This is a genomic window from Nocardiopsis sp. RV163 (assembly GCF_001029525.1).
Lineage (GTDB): Bacteria > Actinomycetota > Actinomycetes > Streptosporangiales > Streptosporangiaceae > Nocardiopsis > Nocardiopsis dassonvillei.
This window is the reverse complement of sequence record NZ_LEKI01000113.1, coordinates 1-19888: the sequence shown is the minus strand read 5'-3', so window position 1 is coordinate 19888 and position 19888 is coordinate 1. Positions and strand designations below refer to the sequence as shown.

Sequence of the window (19888 nt, the reverse complement as noted above, 5' to 3'; positions counted from 1 at the left end):
TTCCGCGGGCGCGTTCGCGCGCCGCCCCGCCGCCACGGCCGCCGCGCTCCTCCTCCTGGCCGGTACCACCGCGGCCCCCGCCGCCGCGGACGCCTCCGACGGCCAGACCCTCAGCATCGCCACCTCACAGCAGGTGGACTCCTTCAACCCCTTCACCGCGCAGCTCGCGATCACCACCAACGTCCTGCGCCACGTCTACGACTCCCTCGTCACGGTCGACCCCCAGACGAACCAGCCCGCCCCCTCCCTCGCCGAGTCCTGGGAGTCCAGCGACGACGGTCTCACCTGGACCTTCCACCTGCGCGAGGGCGTCCAGTTCTCCGACGGCGAGCCCCTGACCGCCGACGACGTGGCCTGGACCTTCACCACCATCATGGAGAACGAGGCCGCGGCGGTCGCCAACGGCAACTACGTCTCCGGCTTCGACGCGGTCACCGCCGAGGACGACCGGACCGTGGTCGTCGAACTCGACGAGCCGCAGGCCACCATGACCTCCCTCAACGTCCCGATCGTCCCCAGGCACGTGTGGGAGCCGGTCCTGGAACGGGAGGGCGACGCCTTCGCCGACTACGGCAACGAGGACTTCCCGACCGTCGGCAGCGGCCCCTTCGTCCTCACCGGCCACGACCGGGGCCGCTCCATCACCCTGGAGGCCAACCCCGACCACTGGCGCGGCGCACCCGCCTTCGAACGGATCGTCCTGCGCTACTACTCCGAGAAGGACGCGGCGGTGGAGGCGCTGCGCAGCGGGGAGGTCTCCCTCGTCTACGAACTCACCCAGGCGCAGGCCGCCGCCCTCGAGTCGGCGCAGGACATCGAGGTCAACATCGCCGACGGCAAGCGCTTCCAGGCCTTCACCATCAACCCCGGCGCGGTCACCCAGGACGGTGAGGAGTTCGGCGACGGGCACCCCGCCCTCGCCGACCGCACCCTGCGCCAGGCCATCGTCACGGCCATCGACAACCAGGAGATCGTCGACAAGGCGCACGGCGGCGAGGCCGTGGCCGCGGGCGGCTACATCCCGCCCCGCTACGAGGACTTCCACTGGGCGCCGGAGGGCGAGGAGGCCGTCCTCGACTTCGACCCCGACGCCGCCAACGCGATGCTCGACGAGGCCGGGTACGAGCGGGGCGAGGACGGCGTGCGCGTCTCACCCGAGGGCGACCGCCTCGAACTGCGCATGCACGTCCACCAGGACCGGCCCGACAACGTCAACACCGGACTGGTCATCGTCGAGCGCCTGGCCGACATCGGCATCGAGATCGAGAACCTCACCGTCGATCCCGGCGTGCTCAGCGACGCCCTCTTCGCGGGCGAGTACGACCTCATCTTCACCGGCTGGACGGTCAACCCCGACCCGGACTACGTGCTGAGCATCCACACCTGCGGCGCCCTGCCCACCGAGCCGGGCACCATGCAGGGCGACGCCTACTTCTGCGACGAGGAGTACGACGAGCTCTACGAGGCCCAGCTCGCCGAGTACGACCGCCGGGCCCGCGCGGAGACCATCCACCAGCTCCAGGAGGTCCTCTACCGCGAGGCCGTCGTGAACGTGCTGGCCTACCCCAACATCATGGAGGCCTACCGCACCGACCACATCGCCTCCATCCAGTACGAGCCCGCCGAGGGCGGCAACATCTGGGGCCAGGACGGCTACTGGGCCTGGTGGTCGGCCGAACCCGCCGACGAGCGGACCGCGGGCGCCGCCTCAGGCCCCTCCACCGGGGTCTGGATCGGCGTCGGTGCCGTCGTGCTCGTCCTCGCCGGGGTCGGGGGCTTCCTGCTGCTGCGCCGACGTTCCACCATGGAGGACCGCGAGTGACCACTGCTCCCACCGCCGAGGGAGGCCCGCCCGGGGAGGACGCGACCGCCGCCCCCGGCCCGGCCGGACCCGCCGGGGCGGGCCGCGCCCGGCGCGCCGCGCGCTACGTGGCCGGACGCCTGACGACCGCGGTGGCCTCCCTGGCCGCCGTGGTCGTCGCCGGGTTCTTCCTCTTCCGGATCCTGCCCGGCGACCCCGTCCGCGCCATGACCGAGGGCCGCGAGGTCACCGCCGAGCAGCGCGATGAGCTGCGCCGCCAGTTCGGGCTCGACCAGCCGCTGTGGCAGCAGTTCCTCGACTACGCGCTCGGGTTGCTCCGCCTCGACCTCGGCGAGTCCTTCCAGTACCACGAACCCGTCGCCGAGCTCATCCTCGACCGGATCGGCCCGACCGTCCTGCTCGCCGGGACCGGCACGGTCGTCGCCGCGCTGCTGGGCCTGTTCCTGGGCGCCCGTGCCGGCTGGAGGCCGGGCAGCCGCTCGGACCGGGCCAACACCGCCGTCGCCCTGTTCTTCTGGTCGGTGCCCACGTTCTGGCTCGGCCTGCTGCTCATCGTCTTCCTGGCCTCGGGGCGCGGGTTCGTGCCCGGGATGTTCCCGACCGGCGGCATGGTCGACCCCCGCACCGGCGGGGGCCTGGAGACCGTGCTGAACACCGCCTGGCACATGGTGCTGCCCGTCACCACCATGGTCGCGGTCATCTACGCCCAGTACCTGATGATCATGCGCTCCTCGCTCATGGACGAGAAGGGCGCCGACTACCTCACCACCGCGCGCGCCAAGGGCCTGCGCGACGCCCTGGTGCGGCGCAGGCACGCCGTGCCCAACGCCCTGCTGCCCACGGTGACGCTCCTGTTCCTCAACCTCGGACAGGTCGTGTCCGGGGTCATCCTCGTGGAGACCGTGTTCTCCTGGCCCGGCCTCGGACAGCTCTTCTACTCCGGCCTGCGCGTACCCGATCTCGGCCTCGTCCAGGGCCTGTTCGTGGTGTTCGCGGCCTCGGTGATCCTCATGAACCTGCTCGCCGACCTGGTGTACCCGCTGCTCGACCCCCGGGTGCGCCCGTGAACGCCTCCGCCGGGACGCCCGGCAGCCCGATCGGCGGGGAGAACGGCACCTCCGCCGGGGGCGGAACCGCCACGGCGACCGCGCCGCCGCCGACCGCACCGCCCTCCCCCCGCGTCCTCGCGCGCAGACGCCGTCAGGAGGCCCTGCGCCGCTTCGCCCGCGAGTACGCCCGCAACCGGGCCGGGCTGGTCGGCCTGGCCGCGCTGCTGGCCATCGGCGCACTGGCCCTGACCGCGCCGCTCTTCGTCGACCCGGCCGACCTCACCGTCACCGGAGCGCCCGGCACCGCCTACCAGGAGCCCAGCGCGCGGTTCCCGCTCGGCACCGACAACTTCGGCCGCTCCATCCTGGACCTGGTCGTCTGGGGCTCGCGGGTCTCGCTCACGGTGGGCTTCCTGGCCACGGCCGTCTCCGTTGTCCTGGGCACCCTGGTCGGGGTCACCGCCGGGCACTTCGGGGCCTCCGGCGGACCGGCCGGGCGGTTCGTGTCCTCCGCGCTCATGCGCGTCACCGACTGGTTCCTGGTCCTGCCCACACTGGTCCTGGCCGTGGCGCTGGCCGCCGTGCTGCCGCGCGGCACCGGGACCATCATCATCGCCATCGGCCTGACCGTCTGGCCCGCCACGGCGCGACTGGTGCGCGCCCAGACCCTCGCGGTCGAGGCGCGCCCCTACGTTGAGCGGGCCCGCGCCCTGGGCGGCGGCCACGGCCACGTCATGCTCTGGCACGTCCTGCCCAACGTCATGCCGGTCGTGCTCGCCCAGACCACCCTGCTCGTGGCCACCTCCATCATCGCCGAGTCCACGCTGGCCTTCCTGGGCGTGGGAGACCCCACGACGATCTCCTGGGGAGGCATCCTGGACGCGGCCCGCAACGCGGGCGCTATCAGCTCCGGGATCTGGTGGTACATGGTGCCGCCCGGCCTGGCGATCGCCGTGGTCGCGCTGTCCTTCACACTGTGCGGCCGGGCCCTCGAATCCGTCATCAACCCGCGACTCCGGGAGCAGCGTTGACCTCCCTCCTCGACGTCCGCGACCTGCGCGTCACCTACAGCACGGGGGGCGGCGACGTCCCCGCCGTGCGCGGCGTGGACCTGTCCCTGGACCCCGGCGACACCCTGGGCCTGGCGGGGGAGTCGGGCAGCGGCAAGTCCACCGTGGCCCTGGCCCTGCTGCGCCTGCTGCCCGAGACCGCGCGCATCTCCGGCGAGGTCCTGCTGGAGGGCGAGAACGTCCTGGACATGCGCTGGGGCCGCCTGCGCGCGGTCCGCTGGGCGGGCGCCTCCATCGTCTTCCAGGGCGCCATGCACTCGCTCAACCCGGTCCGGCGGATCGGACAGCAGATCGCCGAGCCGATGAGCGTGCACGGCACGGTCCCCGCGGCGGAGGCGCCCGCCCGCGTCGGCGCGCTGCTCGAACAGGTCGGCCTGCCCGCCTCCCGCGCCCGCGACTACCCCCACCAGTTGTCCGGCGGGCAGCGCCAGCGGGCCATGATCGCCATGGCGCTGGCCTGCGAGCCGCGTCTGGTCGTCGCCGACGAGGCCACCACCGCCCTGGACGTGATGATCCAGGCCCAGATCCTGGCCCTGCTGCGGCGGCTCGTCGCCGAGCACGGCATCGGCATGCTGATGATCAGCCACGACCTGTCGGTCCTGGCCTCGACCTGCGACCGGGTCGCGGTCATGTACGCGGGCCGGGTCGTGGAACAGGGACCGGCCCGGGAGGTCGTGCACGAACCCGCGCACCCCTACGCCAGCGCGCTCAGCGCCGCCTTCCCCCGCATCGGCGACCCGGCCTCGCGCCTGTCGCCCCGGGGCCTGCCCGGCGACCCGCCGGACCCGGCGGACCCGCCCCCGGGCTGCGTGTTCCGGCCGCGCTGCGCGGTGGCCGAGACCGTGTGCGCCACGGTCGACCCGCCCCTGTGGCCGGTGGACCCCGACACCGGGGGCGAGTCCGCCAGGCAGGCGGCGTGCGTGCACGTGGGCCCCGCCCGGCCGCTGACCGCCACCGGGGACGACGGGGGCCGTCCGTGACCGCGACCGCCGCATCCACCGAGGAGACGCGCCCGTGAGCACCACCGAGACCGACCCCCACGAGACGCCGCCGACCCGCGGGGAGGAGGCGGGCCCGGTCCTGAGCGCCCGGGGTGTGGAGGTCGCCTTCGCGGCCGGGTTCGCCCCCGGCGGCGGCCGCGGCACCGCCCGCGCCGTGGACGGCGTCAACCTCGACGTCTGCGCGGGCGAGATCGTGGCGCTGGTGGGGGAGTCCGGCTGCGGCAAGACCACCCTGGCCCGCGTCCTGCTGGGCCTGGAGCGGCCCACGGGCGGCGACGTGGCCTTCGAGGGCGATCCGCTGCGCTACGGCTCCCGCGACATGCGCCGCTACCGCCGCCGGGTGCAGTTGGTGCAGCAGGACCCGACCGGGTCGCTCAACCCGCGCCGCACCGTCTACGAATCCGTGGCCGAGGGGCTGCGCATCCACGAGGGCACCGTGTCCGACGAAGCCGAGCGGGTCGGCGAGGCGCTGTCCAAGGCGGGCCTGCGTCCGCCGGACCGGTTCTTCCCCCGCTACCCGCACGAGCTGTCGGGCGGCCAGCGCCAGCGCGTGGTGATCGCCGGTGCGCTCGTCCTGCACCCCGAGGTGCTGGTGGCCGACGAGCCGGTGGCCTCCCTGGACGCGTCGGTGCGCGGCGAGATCCTGCGGCTGCTCCTGGACCTGCGCGCCGACCTGGGGCTGTCGGCACTGGTGGCCACGCACGACCTCGGCCTGGCCTGGAACATCGCCGACCGCGTCGCGGTGATGTACCTGGGGCGCGTGGTGGAGCTGGGCACCGTGGAGGAGGTCCTGTCCGCTCCCGCCCACCCCTACACCCGAGCCCTGCTGTCGGTCCTGCCGGAGGCGGAAGGGGAACCGGTGGTGCTCTCCGGTGAGCCGCCGGACCCCAAGCGTGTGCCCCGGGGCTGCCGCTTCCACCCGCGCTGCCCGGTGCTGGCCTCCGGTGAGGCCGGGCGCGCGGGGGTCGCCGACCGCTGCCGCACCGTGGACCCGGCGATCCTGGGGGGCGGCGCCGAGCGGCGGGTGGCCTGCCACTGGGCGGCGGCCGACGCCGTTGGACACGTGCGGGAGGGGGAACCGGCCTCCGGCTGAGGCGGCGCGGAGCCTACTCCGGCGCGCTGACCGCGGACGTCTCCGCGTCGTCCCTTTCTATTCCCGCTTTCCGTGATCTTTTTCGGGCGGAGGACAAGAACGATTCGACCGGAATAGGGCTTCTGGGGGGCCGGTTCGTGATCGACATGACGCACGAAACCCTCACTCCTGACGCGCTGGCCCCCGCGCCGCGGCCCTCCCTCCTCACCACCGACCGCGACTTCTGGCACGGCCGGGAACTGGACCTGGAGGCCTACCTGGCCCGCGTGGGCCTGTCCGGCGATCTGCCGCCCACCCTGGACACCCTGCGCGCCGTGCACCGCGCGCACCTGGCCGCCATCCCCTTCGAGAACCTCCAGCTCGTCCTGGGGCGCCCCGTCCCGCTGGACGTCCCCGCTCTGGTGGACAAGATGGTCCGGGGGGCCAGGGGCGGCTACTGCTACGAGCAGAACCTGTTGTTGGCGGCGGTACTGGACCGTCTGGGCTTCTCCGTCACCGGCTTCGCCGCCCGTGTGCTCTCCGAAGGCTCGGGGTCCCCGCGCCCGGCCACGCACGCCCTGCTTCGGGTGGACCTGGAGGAGGGGCCGTGGCTTGCCGACGTCGGCTTCGGCGGAGGCGGTCCGCTGGAGCCGGTGCCCTTCGCCGACGGCCACCAGGAGGTCCAGGGCGGCTGGGGGCTGCGCCTGGACCGCGTGTCCGAGGTGGGCGATGGCGAATGGCTGCTGCGCTCCTTCGACGGCCGCGGTTGGCAGCCGACCTACTCCTTCGCGGCCGTCGCGATGGTGCGCCAGGACTACGCCGTCTTCAACCACCACCTGATGACCCACCCCCGCTCCCCGTTCCTGGGGAGGCTGATGGTCCAGCGCGTCGGGCCGGGCACCCATTACAGGCTGGTGGACACCACCCTGGTCACCGCCACTCCCGACGGCACCCGTACCGAACGCGAGGTGCCCGTGGAGGAGATCGGACAGGTGTTGTCGGAGTTGTTCGGTATCGGTCTTGACCAGGACGAGCGGGCCGTCGTCGAGAAGCGCCTCCGGGAGTTCACCGGAATGTGACCGTCATCACGATTCGGTGGGTGGGAGCGTGCCCACCCACCGCGACGGCCGGTACCACCTGGCATCCCGCCGCCCAGCCTTCCCGTTCGCATCGGGAGTGCCCCGACATCGGCGGAGAGTCGTGGACAAAACGCACGTTCGGCATGGCGACCGGATGGGCAGGATCCCCGGGGCGCCGCCCGGCGGGGGCGGCCGTTCGCGAGGGGACAGCCCATGGCCCACCACATGACCACGGAAGACGTCCACGAGTACATCAACGGCGTCTGTTTCAAGACCGGCCCTCCCGGCAAGGTCGGAGCCGAGACCGAATGGCTGGTCGCCGACTCCGCGGACCCGACCGCACCCGTCCCCGTAGACCGCATCGCCGCCCTGGTGGAGAACTGCGGCCCGCCGCCCTCGGGAAGCGGCATCACCTTCGAACCCGGCGGACAGCTCGAACTCAGCTCACCCGCCCTTCCGGGGCCGGCCCGCGCGCACGCGGCGCTCTCCGCCGACCTGGACCACATCTGCAAGGCCCTCGCCGAGGCCGGACTCCACCTGGTCGAGACGGCCCTCGACCCGGTCCGCCCGCCCCGGCGCCAGCTCCGTGAAGCCCGCTACACGGCCATGGAGCGCTTCTTCGCCCACCACCGCCAGCCCAGCGGCTACACCATGATGTGCAGCACGGCCTCGCTCCAGGTGTGCCTGGACACGGGGGAGGACGCCGCCGACGTCCGCGACCGGTGGGAACTCGTCCACCGGCTCGGCCCGGTGCTCGTCGCCGCCTTCGCCAACTCCGCCGTCTGGCGGGGCCGCCCCACCGGATGGAAGTCAACCCGCTGGGCGATCTGGGCGGCCACCGACGCCACCCGCACCCGGCCCGTCCTGGACGCGGGCAGCTCCGCCGACCCCGCCACGGCGTGGGCCGAGTACGCGCTGGCCGCCCGTGTCCTGGCCGTCCCCGGGAACGGCGGTCCCTGGACCCCCGACCCGGGCCTGACCTTCGCCCAGTGGCTCGACGGACAGGGGCCGCGCCCGGCCACCCGGGCCGACCTGGAGTTCCACCTCAGCACACTCTTCCCGCCCGTGCGCCCGCGCGGCTGGTGGGAGCTGCGGATGATCGACGCGCTCCCCCTGCGATGGTGGCCGGTCCCGGTGGCGCTCGCCGCCGCCCTGGTCGACGACCCCCGCGCCCGCGCCGCGGCGGAGGAGGCCACCGAGGAGCTGTGCGGGGGACGCTTCCCCGACCGCCGCCTGTGGCTGCGCGCGGCGCGCCTGGGCATGGACGACCCCGGTGCGGCCCGGTGCGCCCGCACCTGCTTCGACGCCGCCGTCGAGGCGCTGCCCCGCATGGGCGCAGCCTCCCTGGCCGCGCTGGTCGACGACTACGCCGACCAGTACACGCGGCGCGGACTCAGCCCCGCCGACACCCGGCCGACCGTGCCCGTGCCGCGCCCGGCGCGGGCGGAGCGGGTACGGCCCGTGGCCGCGGACCCCGCACACGTGGAAGGAGCACGGTGAACCACGAACAGGAGCGCGCCAAGGAGCGCATCGCCGCGGAACTCGACCGGGCCAGGGATCGCAGCAACGGGCTGACCCTCCACGCCCTCGACGAGGGGGAGCTGCTCGCCCAGCACTCGCCCCTGATGTCACCGCTGGTCTGGGACCTGGCGCACGTGGGCAACTACGAGGAGCAGTGGCTGCTGCGCGCCGCGGGGGGCCGAGAGGCGCTGCGCCCCGACATCGACACCCTCTACGACGCCTTCGAGAACCCGCGCGCCGAACGGGTCAGCCTCCCCCTGCTGCGGCCCGAGGAGGCCCGCGACTACAACGCGCGCGTGCGCCGGGAGGTGCTCGACGCGCTGGAGTCGGCCGACCTCGCCCGGGCGGGAACCGGCCCGGACGGCGAACGATCCCTGCTGGGCGCCGGGTTCGTCTTCCACATGGTCATCCAGCACGAGCACCAGCACGACGAGACCATGCTCGCCACCCACCAGCTCCGCAGGGGCCAGCCCGTCCTGCTGGAGGAGACCGCGTCCGTCACCGCGCTGAGCCCGCCGGTCCGGGACGAGGTGTTCGTGCCCGAGGGGCCCTTCACCATGGGCACCGACGACGACCCCTGGGCCTACGACAACGAGCGCCCCGCGCGTACCGTCGACCTGGGCCCCTACTGGATCGACACCGCCCTCGTGACCAACGCCGCCTACCAGGAGTTCATGGACGACGGCGGCTACCAGACACGCCGCTGGTGGACCCGCGACGGCTGGGAGTGGAAGGAGAGGCGGGGGGCGCTCTCCCCGGCCTTCTGGACCCGGGAGGGGGCCGGGTGGTCTCGCCGCCGGTTCGGCCGCCGGGAGACGGTGCCCCCCGACGAGCCGGTGCAGCACGTGTGCTTCCATGAGGCCCGGGCCTACGCCGCCTGGGCGGGCAAGCGCCTGCCGAGCGAGCCCGAGTGGGAGAAGGCCGCGCGCCTGGACCCGGTCAGCGGCCGGTCCCGGCGCCACCCGTGGGGCGACGCCGATCCCGGTCCCGGACACGCCAACCTGGGCCAGCGCAGGCTCGGCCCCTCCCCGGCCGGGAGCCACCCCGGCGGTGCCTCACCGCTTGGGGTCCAGCAGTTGATCGGCGACGTGTGGGAGTGGACCTCCACCACCTTCACCGGCTACCCGGGGTTCCGCTCCTTCCCGTACGAGGAGTACTCGGAGGTGTTCTTCGACGACGGGTACAAGGTGCTGCGCGGCGGCTCCTGGGCCACGCACCCCACCGCGGCCCGCGCCACGTTCCGCAACTGGGACCACCCGATCCGGCGGCAGATCTTCAGCGGCTTCCGCTGCGCGCGCGACGCGGAACCCGTCTGATGTGCCGGCACCTGGCCTACCTGGGGCCGTCTCGCACACTGCACGACCTGCTCTACGCGGCGCCCCACTCACTGCACGTCCAGTCCTGGGCGCCGCGCATGCAGCGGTACGGCACCGTCAACGCCGACGGGTTCGGCGTCGGCTGGTACCCACCGGGGGACGGCTCCGCCGAACCGCTGCGCTACCGCCGGGCCATGCCCGTCTGGGGCGACGCCTCCTTCGCCGACGCCGCCCGCGCCATCGCCTCCGGGTGCGTGGTGGCCGCCGTGCGCGACGCCACGGTCGGGTTCGGCTCGGAGGAGTCGGGCGCCCAGCCCTTCCGCGCCGACCGGTTGCTGTTCAGCCACAACGGCGCGGTGGAGGACGACGAGGCGCTCACCGCGGCGTTCGCCACGCCCCCGCCCCGAGACGCGCTGGACGCCCGCGCCCCACTGGACTCCGCGCCGTTGTTCGCACACACCGTCCGACTGTGGCGCGACTCCCAGAACCTGTCCGAAACCCTGGCCACCGTGGTCCGCGAGGCCCGCAAGTACTCCGGGGGCCGCTACAACCTGCTGGCCAGCGACGGCCAGAACCTCGCCGCCACCGCGGCCGGGGACACCCTGTTCGTTCTGCGTGAGCCGGACGGCGGGGTCTTCCTTGCCTCCGAACCCTTCGACGACGCCCCCGGATGGCGCGAGGTCCCCCAGGACTCGGTGGTCGCGGCCACGGGGGAGCGCACCGAGATCCACCCGATCGACTGACCGGCTTCGCCTATCTTTCCGACACCACCTGCCCCGGGTACAACTTCGGGGACACAGGAGGCACCATGTTCCGGATTGACCGAAACCTGACCGCCGACGACCTCGACAAGGCACTGCGCACCGACGTCGCCGAGGGGCTGACCGCGCGCCCCAAGCGGCTCCCGCCCAAGTGGTTCTACGACGAACGCGGCAGCTCCCTGTTCGAGGAGATCACCGCCCTGCCCGAGTACTACCCCACCCGCGCCGAACGCGCGATCCTGGAGCTGCGGGCCGACGAGATCGCCGCCGCGGCCGGCGCCGAGGTTCTCATCGAGCTCGGCTCCGGATCGGGGGTCAAGACCCGCCTGCTCCTGGACGCGATGCGCCGCCGGGGCCGCCTCACCCGCTTCGTGCCCGTCGACGTCAGCGGCGACTTCCTCGACTCATCCGCCCGCCGCGTGGCCGACGACTACCCCGGCCTGGACGTGCACGCCGTCGTCGGCGACTTCGAGGAGCACCTCGGGCTGCTGCCGGTCGGCGGGGAGGGCGGGCGCCAGCTCCTGGCCGTCCTGGGCTCCACCATCGGCAACCAGGAACCGGGGCCGCGCGCCGCCTTCCTGCGCGACGTCCGCGGCGTCCTGCGCCCCGGGGACTCGCTGCTGCTGGGCGCGGACCTGGTCAAGGACCCCGCCCGCCTGGTCGCCGCCTACGACGACGCCCGGGGGGTCACCGCGGCCTTCGACCGCAACGTCCTCGCCGTCATCAACCACCGGCTCGGCGCCGACTTCGACCCGGCCGCCTTCGACCACGTGGCGCGCTGGAACGCCGAGCGCGAGTGGATCGAGATGCGGCTGCGCTCGCGGGTCGCCCAGCGCGTGCGGGTCGCCGACCTGGATCTGGAGGTCGAGTTCGCCCCCGGGGAGGAGATGCGCACCGAGGTCTCCGCCAAGTTCCGACGGGAGGGGCTGGCCGCGGAGCTGGAGGGGGCGGGGTTCGCCCCCACCCACTGGTGGACCGACCCCGCGGGGGACTTCGCGCTCACCCTGGCCGACGTCCGCTGACACCGAGGGGCCCGGCCCGGGAGATCGAGGCGGCGGCCCGGCCGGGCCCGTCCGCCCACGTCGCGGGCCGGGCCGCGACGACCCGCCTCCCCGGCTCCGGTACGCTCGTGCCGTGTTCAAGGTAGGAGTTTTCGGCGCCGACGGGCGCATGGGGTCAGAGGTCGTCCGAGCGGTGCGGGGCGCCGACGACATGGAACTCGTCGCGGGGGTCGGCGCCGCCAGCGGCAGGGACGCGGTGCTGGGGGCCGACTGCGTCGTCGACTTCACCCACCCCGAGGCGGTGATGGACAACCTGGAGTGGCTCATCGGCCACGGGATCCACGCCGTCGTCGGCACCAGCGGGTTCGACGAGGCCAGGCTGGAGCGCGTGCGCCGGATGCAGGAGGCGAAGCCCGGGGCCAAGGTGCTCATCGCCCCCAACTTCGGTATCGCCGCCGTCCTGATGATGCACTTCGCGCGCAAGGCCGCGCCGTACTTCGACTCGACCGAGATCATCGAGCTGCACCACCCGAACAAGGCCGACGCCCCCAGCGGCACCGCCTACCGGACCGCCGAGCTGGTCGCCGAGGCCCGCCGCGGGGCCGGGACCGCGCCGATGCCCGACGCCACCACCTCCGAGATCCCCGGTGCCCGCGGCGCCGACGTGGAGGGCGTGCGGGTGCACGCGCTGCGCATCTCCGGGCTCATCGCCCATCAGGAGGTCGTGTTCGGCACCGACGGGGAGACCCTCAAGATCCGGCACGACTCGATGAACCGCGCCTCGTTCATGCCGGGCGTTCTGCTGGGCGTGCGCGGGGTGGACGGCCTAGCCGACCCCCTCACCGTGGGTCTGGACGCGCTCCTGGACCTGGACTAGCCAGCCGCCCCGAACCGCCGCGGACGGGGCGCTCTCCGTACCACCGCACGGGGGCCGCGCGCCGCGCGCGGCCCCCGCTCCGTATCACGCGCCGCGACGGCAGGTGAGGAACACCTGCACCTCGGGTCGGGCTCCCTCGGGCTCGTAGGAGACGACCCGCTCGTCCTCCACGACCAGCCCGGCCTCCTCCACCACCCGGCGCAGCTCCCCGTTCGGGTAACCCGTCACCCGGACGTCCGTGCCCAGGAAGGGGATCGGGGCGTCGTCCAGGTCGGCCTCCACCATGGACAGGCACAGCAGGCCGCCCGGGACCAGCGAGGCGCGCACGCGGCTCAGCGCCTCGGGGATGCGGGCCCTGGGCAGGCACAGCAGGGAGAAGAACGCCACGATGGCGTCGTAGGAGGACTCCGCGGGGTCCAGGTCGAGGATGTCGGCCCGCACGAACGTCGCCTCCGGCACGTTGCGGCGGGCGATCTCGACCATCCGCCCGGAGATCTCGTAGCCGGTCACCCGCGCCCCCGCCGCCACCAACTGCCGGGCGGTGGGCACGCCCGTGCCCGAGCCCAGGTCGAGCACGTGCGCGCCGGGCGGCAGCAGGTCCAGCAGCCGGCGCACCCGGTCCTCCTGGCCCTCCTTACGGGGGAACGCCTCGTCGTAGCGTTCGCCGATCGCGTCGAACGCCGCGGCCTGGAGGGCCGAGCGCCGTGCCCACTCCTCCGGATCCGGAACGTGGTCGAGGGGGTCGGGGGCGGTGTTCTCGCTGGGCACGGTGTCGTCTCTCCCTGCCGTGTCGTACGCGGGTGTCTGGGGTGCGCGCATCCTAACCCGTCCCCGCCTGACCGGGGCCCGGGCGCCGCCCGCTGGCGCCCGGCGTGTCGTCTCAGCCTCCGCCCGGCACCGGCGGGTCCGGATCCTCCGCGGGAGCCTCCGGCCCCTCCACCCCGCCTCCACGTCCGGGACGGGGGCGGTGGCGGCCGGGGCGTCCTCGACAGTGGGACGATCAGCTCGCCGCAGTGCCCGTCGGCCGCGCGGGCCAGCGCCTCACCCCAGGAGCAGGGCGACCGAGAACAGCACGCCGAACGCCATCTGGAGCCGCCCGGTCTCACCCAGGCCCAGCACCAGGTCGCGGCCGGCCTGGCCGCCCAGCACGCGCCGCAGCGGGGGCACCGCCAGCGGCGCCGAAGCCAGCACCAGCGGCGTCCACCAGAACACCGGGGTCAGCGCCAGCGCCACCAGGTAGGACAGCACGATCGCGCCCCCGTACAGGCGGCGGGTGCCGGCGTCGCCCAGCCGCACGGCCAGCGTGACCTTGCCGGTCTCGCGGTCCGTCGGGATGTCGCGCAGGTTGTTGATCACCAGCACCGAGCAGGACAGCAGGCCCACCGGCACCGACGCCACCCACGCCTGCCAGGGGGCGGAGCCCAGTTGCACGAAGACCGTGCCCACCACCGCCACGACGCCGAAGAACACGAACACCGAGACCTCGCCCAGGCCCCGGTACCCGTAGGGGCTGCGGCCCCCCGTGTAGTACCAGGCCGCCGCGATCGCCAGGGCGCCCACCAGCAGCAGCCACCACGAGGACGCGGCCACCAGCACCAGGCCCACCGCCCCCGCGAACGCGAAGCTGGCCAGGGCCGCCGCCAGCACCTGCCGCGGGGCGGCCAGACCGGTCGCGGTCAGCCGGGTCGGCCCCGTCCGCGCCTCGGTGTCGGTGCCCTTGACACCGTCGCTGTAGTCGTTGGCGAAGTTCACGCCGACTTGGAGAGCCATGGACACCACCAGGGCCAGCAGCGCCTTCCACCAGACGAACCCGTCCAGGGCGAAGGCCAGGGCCGTGCCGACCGCCACCGGAACGATCGAATTCGGAAGCGTACGGGGGCGCAGCCCCGAGACCCATTCACTGACCGTGGCCACGCTCCGGCCCCTCCCCGCTCACCACCGGCGCGCCCGTGCGCACCGCGACAACCACCCCACGTTAGACCCTGTCGGCGGCGCTCCCGTCCGCACCCCGGCACCGGGGCGCGGACGGGCTCCTTCCGCTCGGTCCTACCGGTCCGCGTCCCCGGCCCCGTTACTGGGAGATGGCCGCGTGCAGGCGCACCATCGGCAGCAGCCGCCCCATGTCGATCTCGCGGCGCGCGCCGTCAGCGCGCCAGCCCGAGGCCTCGAAGAACGCCCGCAGCGCGTTGTCGGCCTCGGGAACCCACACGTGCAGGGTGGCGAAACCATCCTCGACCAGGTGGTCCACGCACGCGTTCACCAGGCGGCTGCCGTGCCCCTGACGCGCCCGCGCGGGGTCCACGTGCAGGGCGAACACCTCCGCGTCCTTGGCGGGCCACAGGTCCGGGTCCCCGGCGGGGCCGAACGCGGCGAAGCCCGCGACCGTGCGCGTTCCCTCCACCTCGTCGGTGGCCACCACGAGCCGGTGCCGGGAGGTCGGCGGCGACTCCAGGGCCGCCGTCCACTGCTCGCGGAACCTCCCCCTGGCCTCGTCGCCGCCCAGGGCCCCGGACACGTCCTCTGGCAGCAGCGACCCGTACACCGCCCGCCACGACGCCACCTGGATGTCGACGACCGCGTCCACGTCGGCGGTACGGGCGGGGCGGACGAACCGGGCACTGGACACGGGGGCTCTCCTTCTGGGGTGGGCGACACGCCGGGCGACAAGATCACCTACGCCGGAGTTTCCGGACCTTGCCACAGCATGGGAACATCTACGTTGTGAGCCTCATTATCAGAGTTATCGTGAACGCGCTCGCCCTTTGGGCGGCTGTCCTCTTGATCGACGGCATCGAAGTCACCACGCAGGACACGGTCGGCCAGATCCTGGTCTACCTCGCCGTCGGCGCCATCTTCGGCGTCGTCAACGCGGTCATCAAACCGATCGTCAAAACGGTCGGATGCCTGTTCTACGCTCTGACCCTGGGGCTGATCGGCCTCCTGGTGAACGCGCTGCTGCTCATGCTCACCAACTGGATCTCGGGCCTGTTCGACCTGGCCTTCCACATCGACGGGTTCTGGCCCGCCTTCTGGGGCGCGATCGTCATCACCATCGTCAGTTGGCTGCTCAGCATGTTCCTGCCCGACGGCAACGACGACTAGCCTCCTGCCACGGACTCCGTCAGCCTCCGTCAGCCCCTAACCGCTGGCGGACCCGGGCCCGGCCGGATGGCACGGGCCCGGGACGGGTAGGTTCGTCTTGCCGGGGACCACTCAACCTCGACCCACGAGGACGGTGGACCGGACGGGGCCAGGCCCCTCGCCCCCGCCACGGGGGCACCACAGATCTTTCCCGCGACCGTCGCGCATCCGCCGGTCGCGGTGGCGCACACGCAGCGCCGCCCACCCGTGCCCGAGGCACACCCGCACGGGATACCACAACTGTTTCGGAGTACACCGAGAGGAGGAGGGGCAACCACGGACCCCACCGCCCGAGGGCGGCGGTCCGCACGCCTTTCACACACGATGATGGATACAAAGAACCGGCCGTTCGGAAAGATGTTGACCGCGATGGTCACTCCGATGCTGGAGGACGGGGAACTCGACTACGAGGGCGCGGCCCGACTGGCCACCTACCTCGTCGACGAGCAGCACAACGACGGCCTCGTCATCAGCGGCACCACCGGTGAGTCGCCGACCACCAGCGACGACGAGAAGGACCGGCTGCTCCGCGCCGTCCTGGAGGCGGTCGGCGACCGCGCCACGATCGTGGCCGGGGTCGGCACCAACGACACCCGCCACAGCATCAGGCTGGCCCAGGCGGCCGAGAAGGCGGGGGCGCACGGTCTGCTGACCGTCACCCCCTACTACAACAAGCCGCCGCAGGAAGGCCTCATCCGGCACTTCACGTCGATCGCCGACTCCACCGACCTGCCGGTGATGCTCTACGACATCCCGCACCGCACCGGGACGCCGATCGCCTCCGAGACCCTGGTCCGCCTGGCCGAGCACCCGCGCATCGTCGCCAACAAGGACGCCAAGGACAACGTCGGCGCCAGCTCCTGGGTCATGGAGCGCACCGACCTGGCCTTCTACTGCGGCACCGACATCCTCAACCTGCCGCTGCTGTCCGTCGGCGCGGCCGGGTTCGTCAGCGTCGTCGGCCACATCGTGGGCGCCGACCTGTGCGACATGATCGACGCCTTCGAGAAGGGCGAGGTCGGCCAGGCCCTGGCCATCCACCGCCGCCTCACGCCGGTCTACACGGGAATGTTCCGCACCCAGGGCGTCATCACGACCAAGGCCGTCCTCAACCTGTTCGGCCTGCCCTCCGGGCCGGTCCGCACCCCGCTCGCCGACGCCTCCGCCGAGCTCCAGGCACTCCTGCGCGAGGACCTGGCCGCCGCGGGCGTCAAGGGCCCGATCGGGCTCGCCCCGCACCAGGCCGTCCCGGCCAGCGCCGTCGCCGTCGAGCGCCTCACGGAGGGATCCGTATGAGCCACCCGCACCCCGAACTGGGCTCGCCGCCGCCCCTGGGCAAGGGCGTACTGCGCATCGTCCCGCTGGGCGGCCTCGGCGAGATCGGCCGCAACATGACGGTCTTCGAGTACGGCGGACGCCTGCTCATCGTGGACTGCGGCGTGCTCTTCCCCGAGGAGGAGCAGCCCGGGGTCGACCTGATCCTGCCGGACTTCGAGTACATCCGGGACCGGCTCGACGACATCGAGGCCGTCGTGCTCACCCACGGGCACGAGGACCACATCGGCGGCGTGCCGTTCCTGCTGCGTGAGCGTCCCGACATCCCCATCGTCGGATCCAAGCTCACCCTGGCGCTGATCACCGCCAAGCTCGGCGAGCACCGCATCAAGCCCGAGACCGTGCTGGTGGAGGAGGGCGAGCGGCACGACTTCGGCCCCTTCGACCTTGAGTTCTTCGCGGTCAACCACTCCATCCCGGACGCGCTGGCCGTGGGCATCCGCACCCCGGGCGGGTCGGTGCTGCACACCGGCGACTTCAAGATGGACCAGCTACCGCTGGACGGGCGCCTGACCGACCTGGCCGGGTTCGCCCGGTTCGGCGACGAGGGCGTGGACCTGCTGCTGTCGGACTCCACCAACGCCGAGCAGCCCGGCTTCATCGTCAACGAGCGCAACCTGACCGAGGCCATCGACAAGGTGTTCCGGCAGTCCCAGAAGCGCATCGTTGTGGCCTGCTTCGCCTCGCACGTGCACCGCGTCCAGCAGGTCATCGACGCGGCCGTCGAGCACGGGCGCAAGATCGCCTTCGTGGGCCGCTCCATGGTCCGCAACATGAACATCGCGCGCGACCTGGGCTACCTGAGCATCCCCGGCGACACCGTCGTCGACGTCAAGCAGCTCGACCAGATGCGCCCGGACGAGGTGCTCCTGGTGTGCACGGGCTCGCAGGGCGAGCCGATGGCCGCGCTCAGCCGCATGGCCAACCGGGACCACCAGATCCGCATCGAGGAGGGCGACACCATCCTGCTCGCCTCGTCGCTGATCCCGGGCAACGAGAACTCGGTCAACCGGGTGATCAACGGTCTGACCCGCTGGGGGGCCAAGGTCGTGCACAAGGGCAACGCCCTGGTGCACGTCTCCGGCCACGCGCCCGCGGGCGAGTTGATGTACGTGCTCAACATGGTCCGCCCGCGCAACTTCATGCCCGTGCACGGCGAGTGGCGGCACATGCGCGCCCACGCCGACCTCGCCAAGCTGACCGGGGTCCCGAACGACCGGATCGTCATCGCCGAGGACGGCGTGGTCGTCGACCTGCACAAGAACCGGGCCAGGATCGTCGGCGCGGTGCAGGCCGGGTACGTGTACGTGGACGGCTCCTCGGTCGGCGACGTCACCGACGCCGCGCTCAAGGACCGCCGGGTCCTCGGCGAGGAGGGGTTCATCTCCGTCGTCGTGGCCGTGGACTCCGGCTCCGGCAAGATCCTGGGCGAGCCCGAGATCCACACGCGGGGCGCGGGCATCGGCGCAGACGCCTACGACGACGTCATCGACCGGATCCAGGACGCGCTGGACAAGGCGGCCCGGGACGGTGTCAACGACCCCCACCAGCTGCGCCAGCTCATCCGCCGCAGCGCCGGCCGCTGGGTCAACGAGACCTACCGGCGGCGGCCCATGATCATCCCCGTCCTGGTCGAGGTCTGACCGGTACCCGACGACGACGAACGGCCCGACGACGCCCCGCGGCGCGTCCGGGCCGTTCGCGTAGCCGTGACCGGGAACCTGTCCCGAGGCGGTGACGGGACCGGGGCCCGGTCCGGGGCGGGGAGCACAGCGGCGCCCGGGCGACACGCCGCGCGGGATACGGGCGCGAGGGGTGGACGCCGCAGTAGGCTGCCCGCCGTGGCGGGCCGTCCTGCCCGACCGTCCGCACGACCCCGTCCCCTGGAGGTGACCCCATGGCCACGCGCGCCTCCTCCGGCGGTTCCGGGCGCAAGAAGCCCGCCGCGCGCAAGCCCGCGGCGAAGAAGCGCATGCCAGACGGGCCCATCGCCTTCGCCGTCACCATGTTCGGCCAGTTCCTGCTGGTGCTGTGGAAGCTCGTCGCGCACACTGTCGGCGGCTCCGCCCGCGCCGTCGGCCGCGGCGCGCGCGGCATCGACCCCGACCTGCGCCGCGACGGCGCCGGGCTGGTCCTGCTTGCCGCGGGCGTCCTCATCGCCGCAGCCGTGTGGTGGAACAGCGACGGGCTGCTCCTGGAGTACACCCGCACGGTCGTGGTCGGCGCCTTCGGCACGTTCTCGCCGATCCTGCCGCTGCTGTTCCTGCCGATCGCGGTCAGGCTGATGCGCACCCCGGGCGACAGCAGGGAGGGCGACGCCGGGCGGCTGCTCATCGGCTTCAGTTCGATCATGCTGGGCCTGCTCGGCCTCATCCACATCGCCCACGGCATCCCGCAGCCCTCCGAGGGCCTGGAGGCGCTCCAGGAGGCCGGGGGGCTCATCGGCTTCGTCGCCTCGGGGCCGCTCAGCGCCGTCGTCACCCCGTGGCTGACCGGCGTCCTGCTGGCCCTGGTGCTGGTCTTCGGAATCCTCGTGGTCACCGCCACACCCATCCGGCGCATCCCCGAACGCCTCCAGGTCCTGTTCGGCGCGCTCATGGAGCGCGACGCCGGCCCCGACGCGGGCATCGGCCTGCTGGGGGCGGAGAAGAAGAAGCCCGCCAAGCCGCGCAGGCGCGCGCCCAAGGCCGAGAAGGCCACGGGTACTGTCGCGGGCGACCACGAGCGCCCCTACGACAGCCCCGTGCTGCCCGCCGAGCCGATCTCCCCCGCCCTCACCGACGAGGAGGAGACCGCGCGGACCGGAGCCGAGGCCCCGGAACCGGCCGCGGCCGAGGCGGAGG

At 73.1% G+C, this 19888-nt stretch carries 17 protein-coding genes and 1 pseudogene; 15 read left to right on the top strand and 3 right to left on the bottom strand.

All coding sequences use genetic code 11. The features are described from left to right. From ABD54_RS18665 to dapB, 11 genes are all read left to right on the top strand, one after another. The coding region (locus ABD54_RS18665) for an ABC transporter substrate-binding protein (protein ID WP_047870792.1) at positions 1 to 1822 on the top strand (1822 nt) is incomplete at its 5' end. After that, a complete protein-coding gene (locus ABD54_RS18660; protein WP_047870791.1) occupies positions 1819 to 2889 on the top strand; it encodes an ABC transporter permease in 1071 nt (356 codons plus the stop codon). The genes ABD54_RS18665 and ABD54_RS18660, both read left to right, overlap by 4 nt. Continuing rightward, on the top strand, positions 2886 to 3902 hold the full coding sequence (locus tag ABD54_RS18655) for an ABC transporter permease (RefSeq protein WP_047870790.1): 1017 nt from the start codon (positions 2886 to 2888) through the stop codon (positions 3900 to 3902). The genes ABD54_RS18660 and ABD54_RS18655 overlap by 4 nt, the downstream gene beginning before the upstream one ends. Next, on the top strand, positions 3899 to 4921 hold the full coding sequence (locus ABD54_RS18650; protein WP_047870789.1) for an ABC transporter ATP-binding protein: 1023 nt from the start codon (positions 3899 to 3901) through the stop codon (positions 4919 to 4921). Before ABD54_RS18655 ends, ABD54_RS18650 begins: the two co-directional genes overlap by 4 nt. Positions 4922 to 4955: 34 nt before the next feature. Next, positions 4956 to 6035 carry an ABC transporter ATP-binding protein gene (locus ABD54_RS18645; RefSeq protein ID WP_047870788.1) on the top strand — a complete coding sequence of 360 codons (1080 nt, stop codon included), beginning with the start codon at positions 4956 to 4958 and terminating at the stop codon, positions 6033 to 6035. Positions 6036 to 6181: 146 nt separating this feature from the next. Next, positions 6182 to 7093 carry an arylamine N-acetyltransferase gene (locus ABD54_RS18640; protein ID WP_047870793.1) on the top strand — a complete coding sequence of 304 codons (912 nt, stop codon included), beginning with the start codon at positions 6182 to 6184 and terminating at the stop codon, positions 7091 to 7093. Between the two features lie 213 nt (positions 7094 to 7306). After that, entirely contained in the window at positions 7307 to 8593 is a 1287-nt protein-coding gene (gene egtA / locus ABD54_RS18635; protein ID WP_047870787.1) for an ergothioneine biosynthesis glutamate--cysteine ligase EgtA, read from the top strand. Next, entirely contained in the window at positions 8590 to 9930 is a 1341-nt protein-coding gene (gene egtB, locus ABD54_RS18630; protein WP_047870786.1) for an ergothioneine biosynthesis protein EgtB, read from the top strand. The genes egtA and egtB overlap by 4 nt, the downstream gene beginning before the upstream one ends. Beyond that, positions 9930 to 10673, top strand: coding sequence for an ergothioneine biosynthesis protein EgtC (egtC, locus tag ABD54_RS18625; RefSeq protein ID WP_047870785.1), 744 nt, complete (start codon positions 9930 to 9932; stop codon positions 10671 to 10673). Before egtB ends, egtC begins: the two co-directional genes overlap by 1 nt. 65 nt (positions 10674 to 10738) lie before the next feature. Further along, positions 10739 to 11713: an L-histidine N(alpha)-methyltransferase gene (egtD, locus tag ABD54_RS18620; protein WP_047870784.1), complete on the top strand. Its 975-nt coding sequence runs from the start codon at positions 10739 to 10741 to the stop codon at positions 11711 to 11713. Positions 11714 to 11825: 112 nt separating this feature from the next. Then, complete coding sequence (gene dapB, locus ABD54_RS18615; protein WP_082166889.1) at positions 11826 to 12569, top strand: 4-hydroxy-tetrahydrodipicolinate reductase; 744 nt, start codon at positions 11826 to 11828, stop codon at positions 12567 to 12569. 84 nt (positions 12570 to 12653) lie between these two features. Here dapB and ABD54_RS18610 read toward each other — a convergent pair whose 3' ends face one another. The 3 genes from ABD54_RS18610 to ABD54_RS18600 form a co-directional block, all read right to left on the bottom strand. Beyond that, the gene (locus ABD54_RS18610) at positions 12654 to 13337 is read right to left on the bottom strand and encodes a class I SAM-dependent methyltransferase (protein ID WP_047870782.1); all 684 of its coding nucleotides are present in this window, start codon (positions 13335 to 13337) and stop codon (positions 12654 to 12656) included. 273 nt (positions 13338 to 13610) lie between these two features. After that, positions 13611 to 14483, bottom strand: coding sequence for a 1,4-dihydroxy-2-naphthoate polyprenyltransferase (locus ABD54_RS18605; RefSeq protein ID WP_047870781.1), 873 nt, complete (start codon positions 14481 to 14483; stop codon positions 13611 to 13613). A 157-nt stretch (positions 14484 to 14640) separates the two neighbouring features. Then, the gene (locus ABD54_RS18600; RefSeq protein ID WP_047870780.1) at positions 14641 to 15195 is read right to left on the bottom strand and encodes a GNAT family N-acetyltransferase; all 555 of its coding nucleotides are present in this window, start codon (positions 15193 to 15195) and stop codon (positions 14641 to 14643) included. A gap of 95 nt (positions 15196 to 15290) precedes the next feature. Here ABD54_RS18600 and ABD54_RS18595 point away from each other — a divergent pair, with 95 nt between their 5' ends. The 4 genes and pseudogenes from ABD54_RS18595 to ABD54_RS18580 all read left to right on the top strand — a co-directional run. Then, positions 15291 to 15671, top strand: a complete 381-nt coding sequence (locus ABD54_RS18595) for a phage holin family protein (RefSeq protein WP_082166888.1) — start codon at positions 15291 to 15293, stop codon at positions 15669 to 15671. Between the two features lie 363 nt (positions 15672 to 16034). Continuing rightward, positions 16035 to 17006, top strand: a complete 972-nt coding sequence (gene dapA / locus ABD54_RS18590; protein ID WP_047870778.1) for a 4-hydroxy-tetrahydrodipicolinate synthase — start codon at positions 16035 to 16037, stop codon at positions 17004 to 17006. Further along, on the top strand, positions 17003 to 18688 hold the full coding sequence (locus ABD54_RS18585; protein ID WP_047870777.1) for a ribonuclease J: 1686 nt from the start codon (positions 17003 to 17005) through the stop codon (positions 18686 to 18688). The genes dapA and ABD54_RS18585 overlap by 4 nt, the downstream gene beginning before the upstream one ends. A gap of 254 nt (positions 18689 to 18942) precedes the next feature. Beyond that, positions 18943 to 19888 (top strand): annotated as a pseudogene (locus ABD54_RS18580) (DNA translocase FtsK); the annotation flags it as partial.

Bases quoted from the DNA above. Each gene is read 5' to 3' on its own strand.
- ABD54_RS18640 (WP_047870793.1), top strand. From the start codon at position 6,182: ATGACGCACGAAACCCTCACTCCTGACGCGCTGGCCCCCGCGCCGCGG.
- egtA (WP_047870787.1), top strand. From the start codon at position 7,307: ATGGCCCACCACATGACCACGGAAGACGTCCACGAGTACATCAACGGC.
- egtC (WP_047870785.1), top strand. From the start codon at position 9,930: ATGTGCCGGCACCTGGCCTACCTGGGGCCGTCTCGCACACTGCACGAC.
- egtD (WP_047870784.1), top strand. From the start codon at position 10,739: ATGTTCCGGATTGACCGAAACCTGACCGCCGACGACCTCGACAAGGCA.
- dapA (WP_047870778.1), top strand. From the start codon at position 16,035: ATGATGGATACAAAGAACCGGCCGTTCGGAAAGATGTTGACCGCGATG.
- ABD54_RS18585 (WP_047870777.1), top strand. From the start codon at position 17,003: ATGAGCCACCCGCACCCCGAACTGGGCTCGCCGCCGCCCCTGGGCAAG.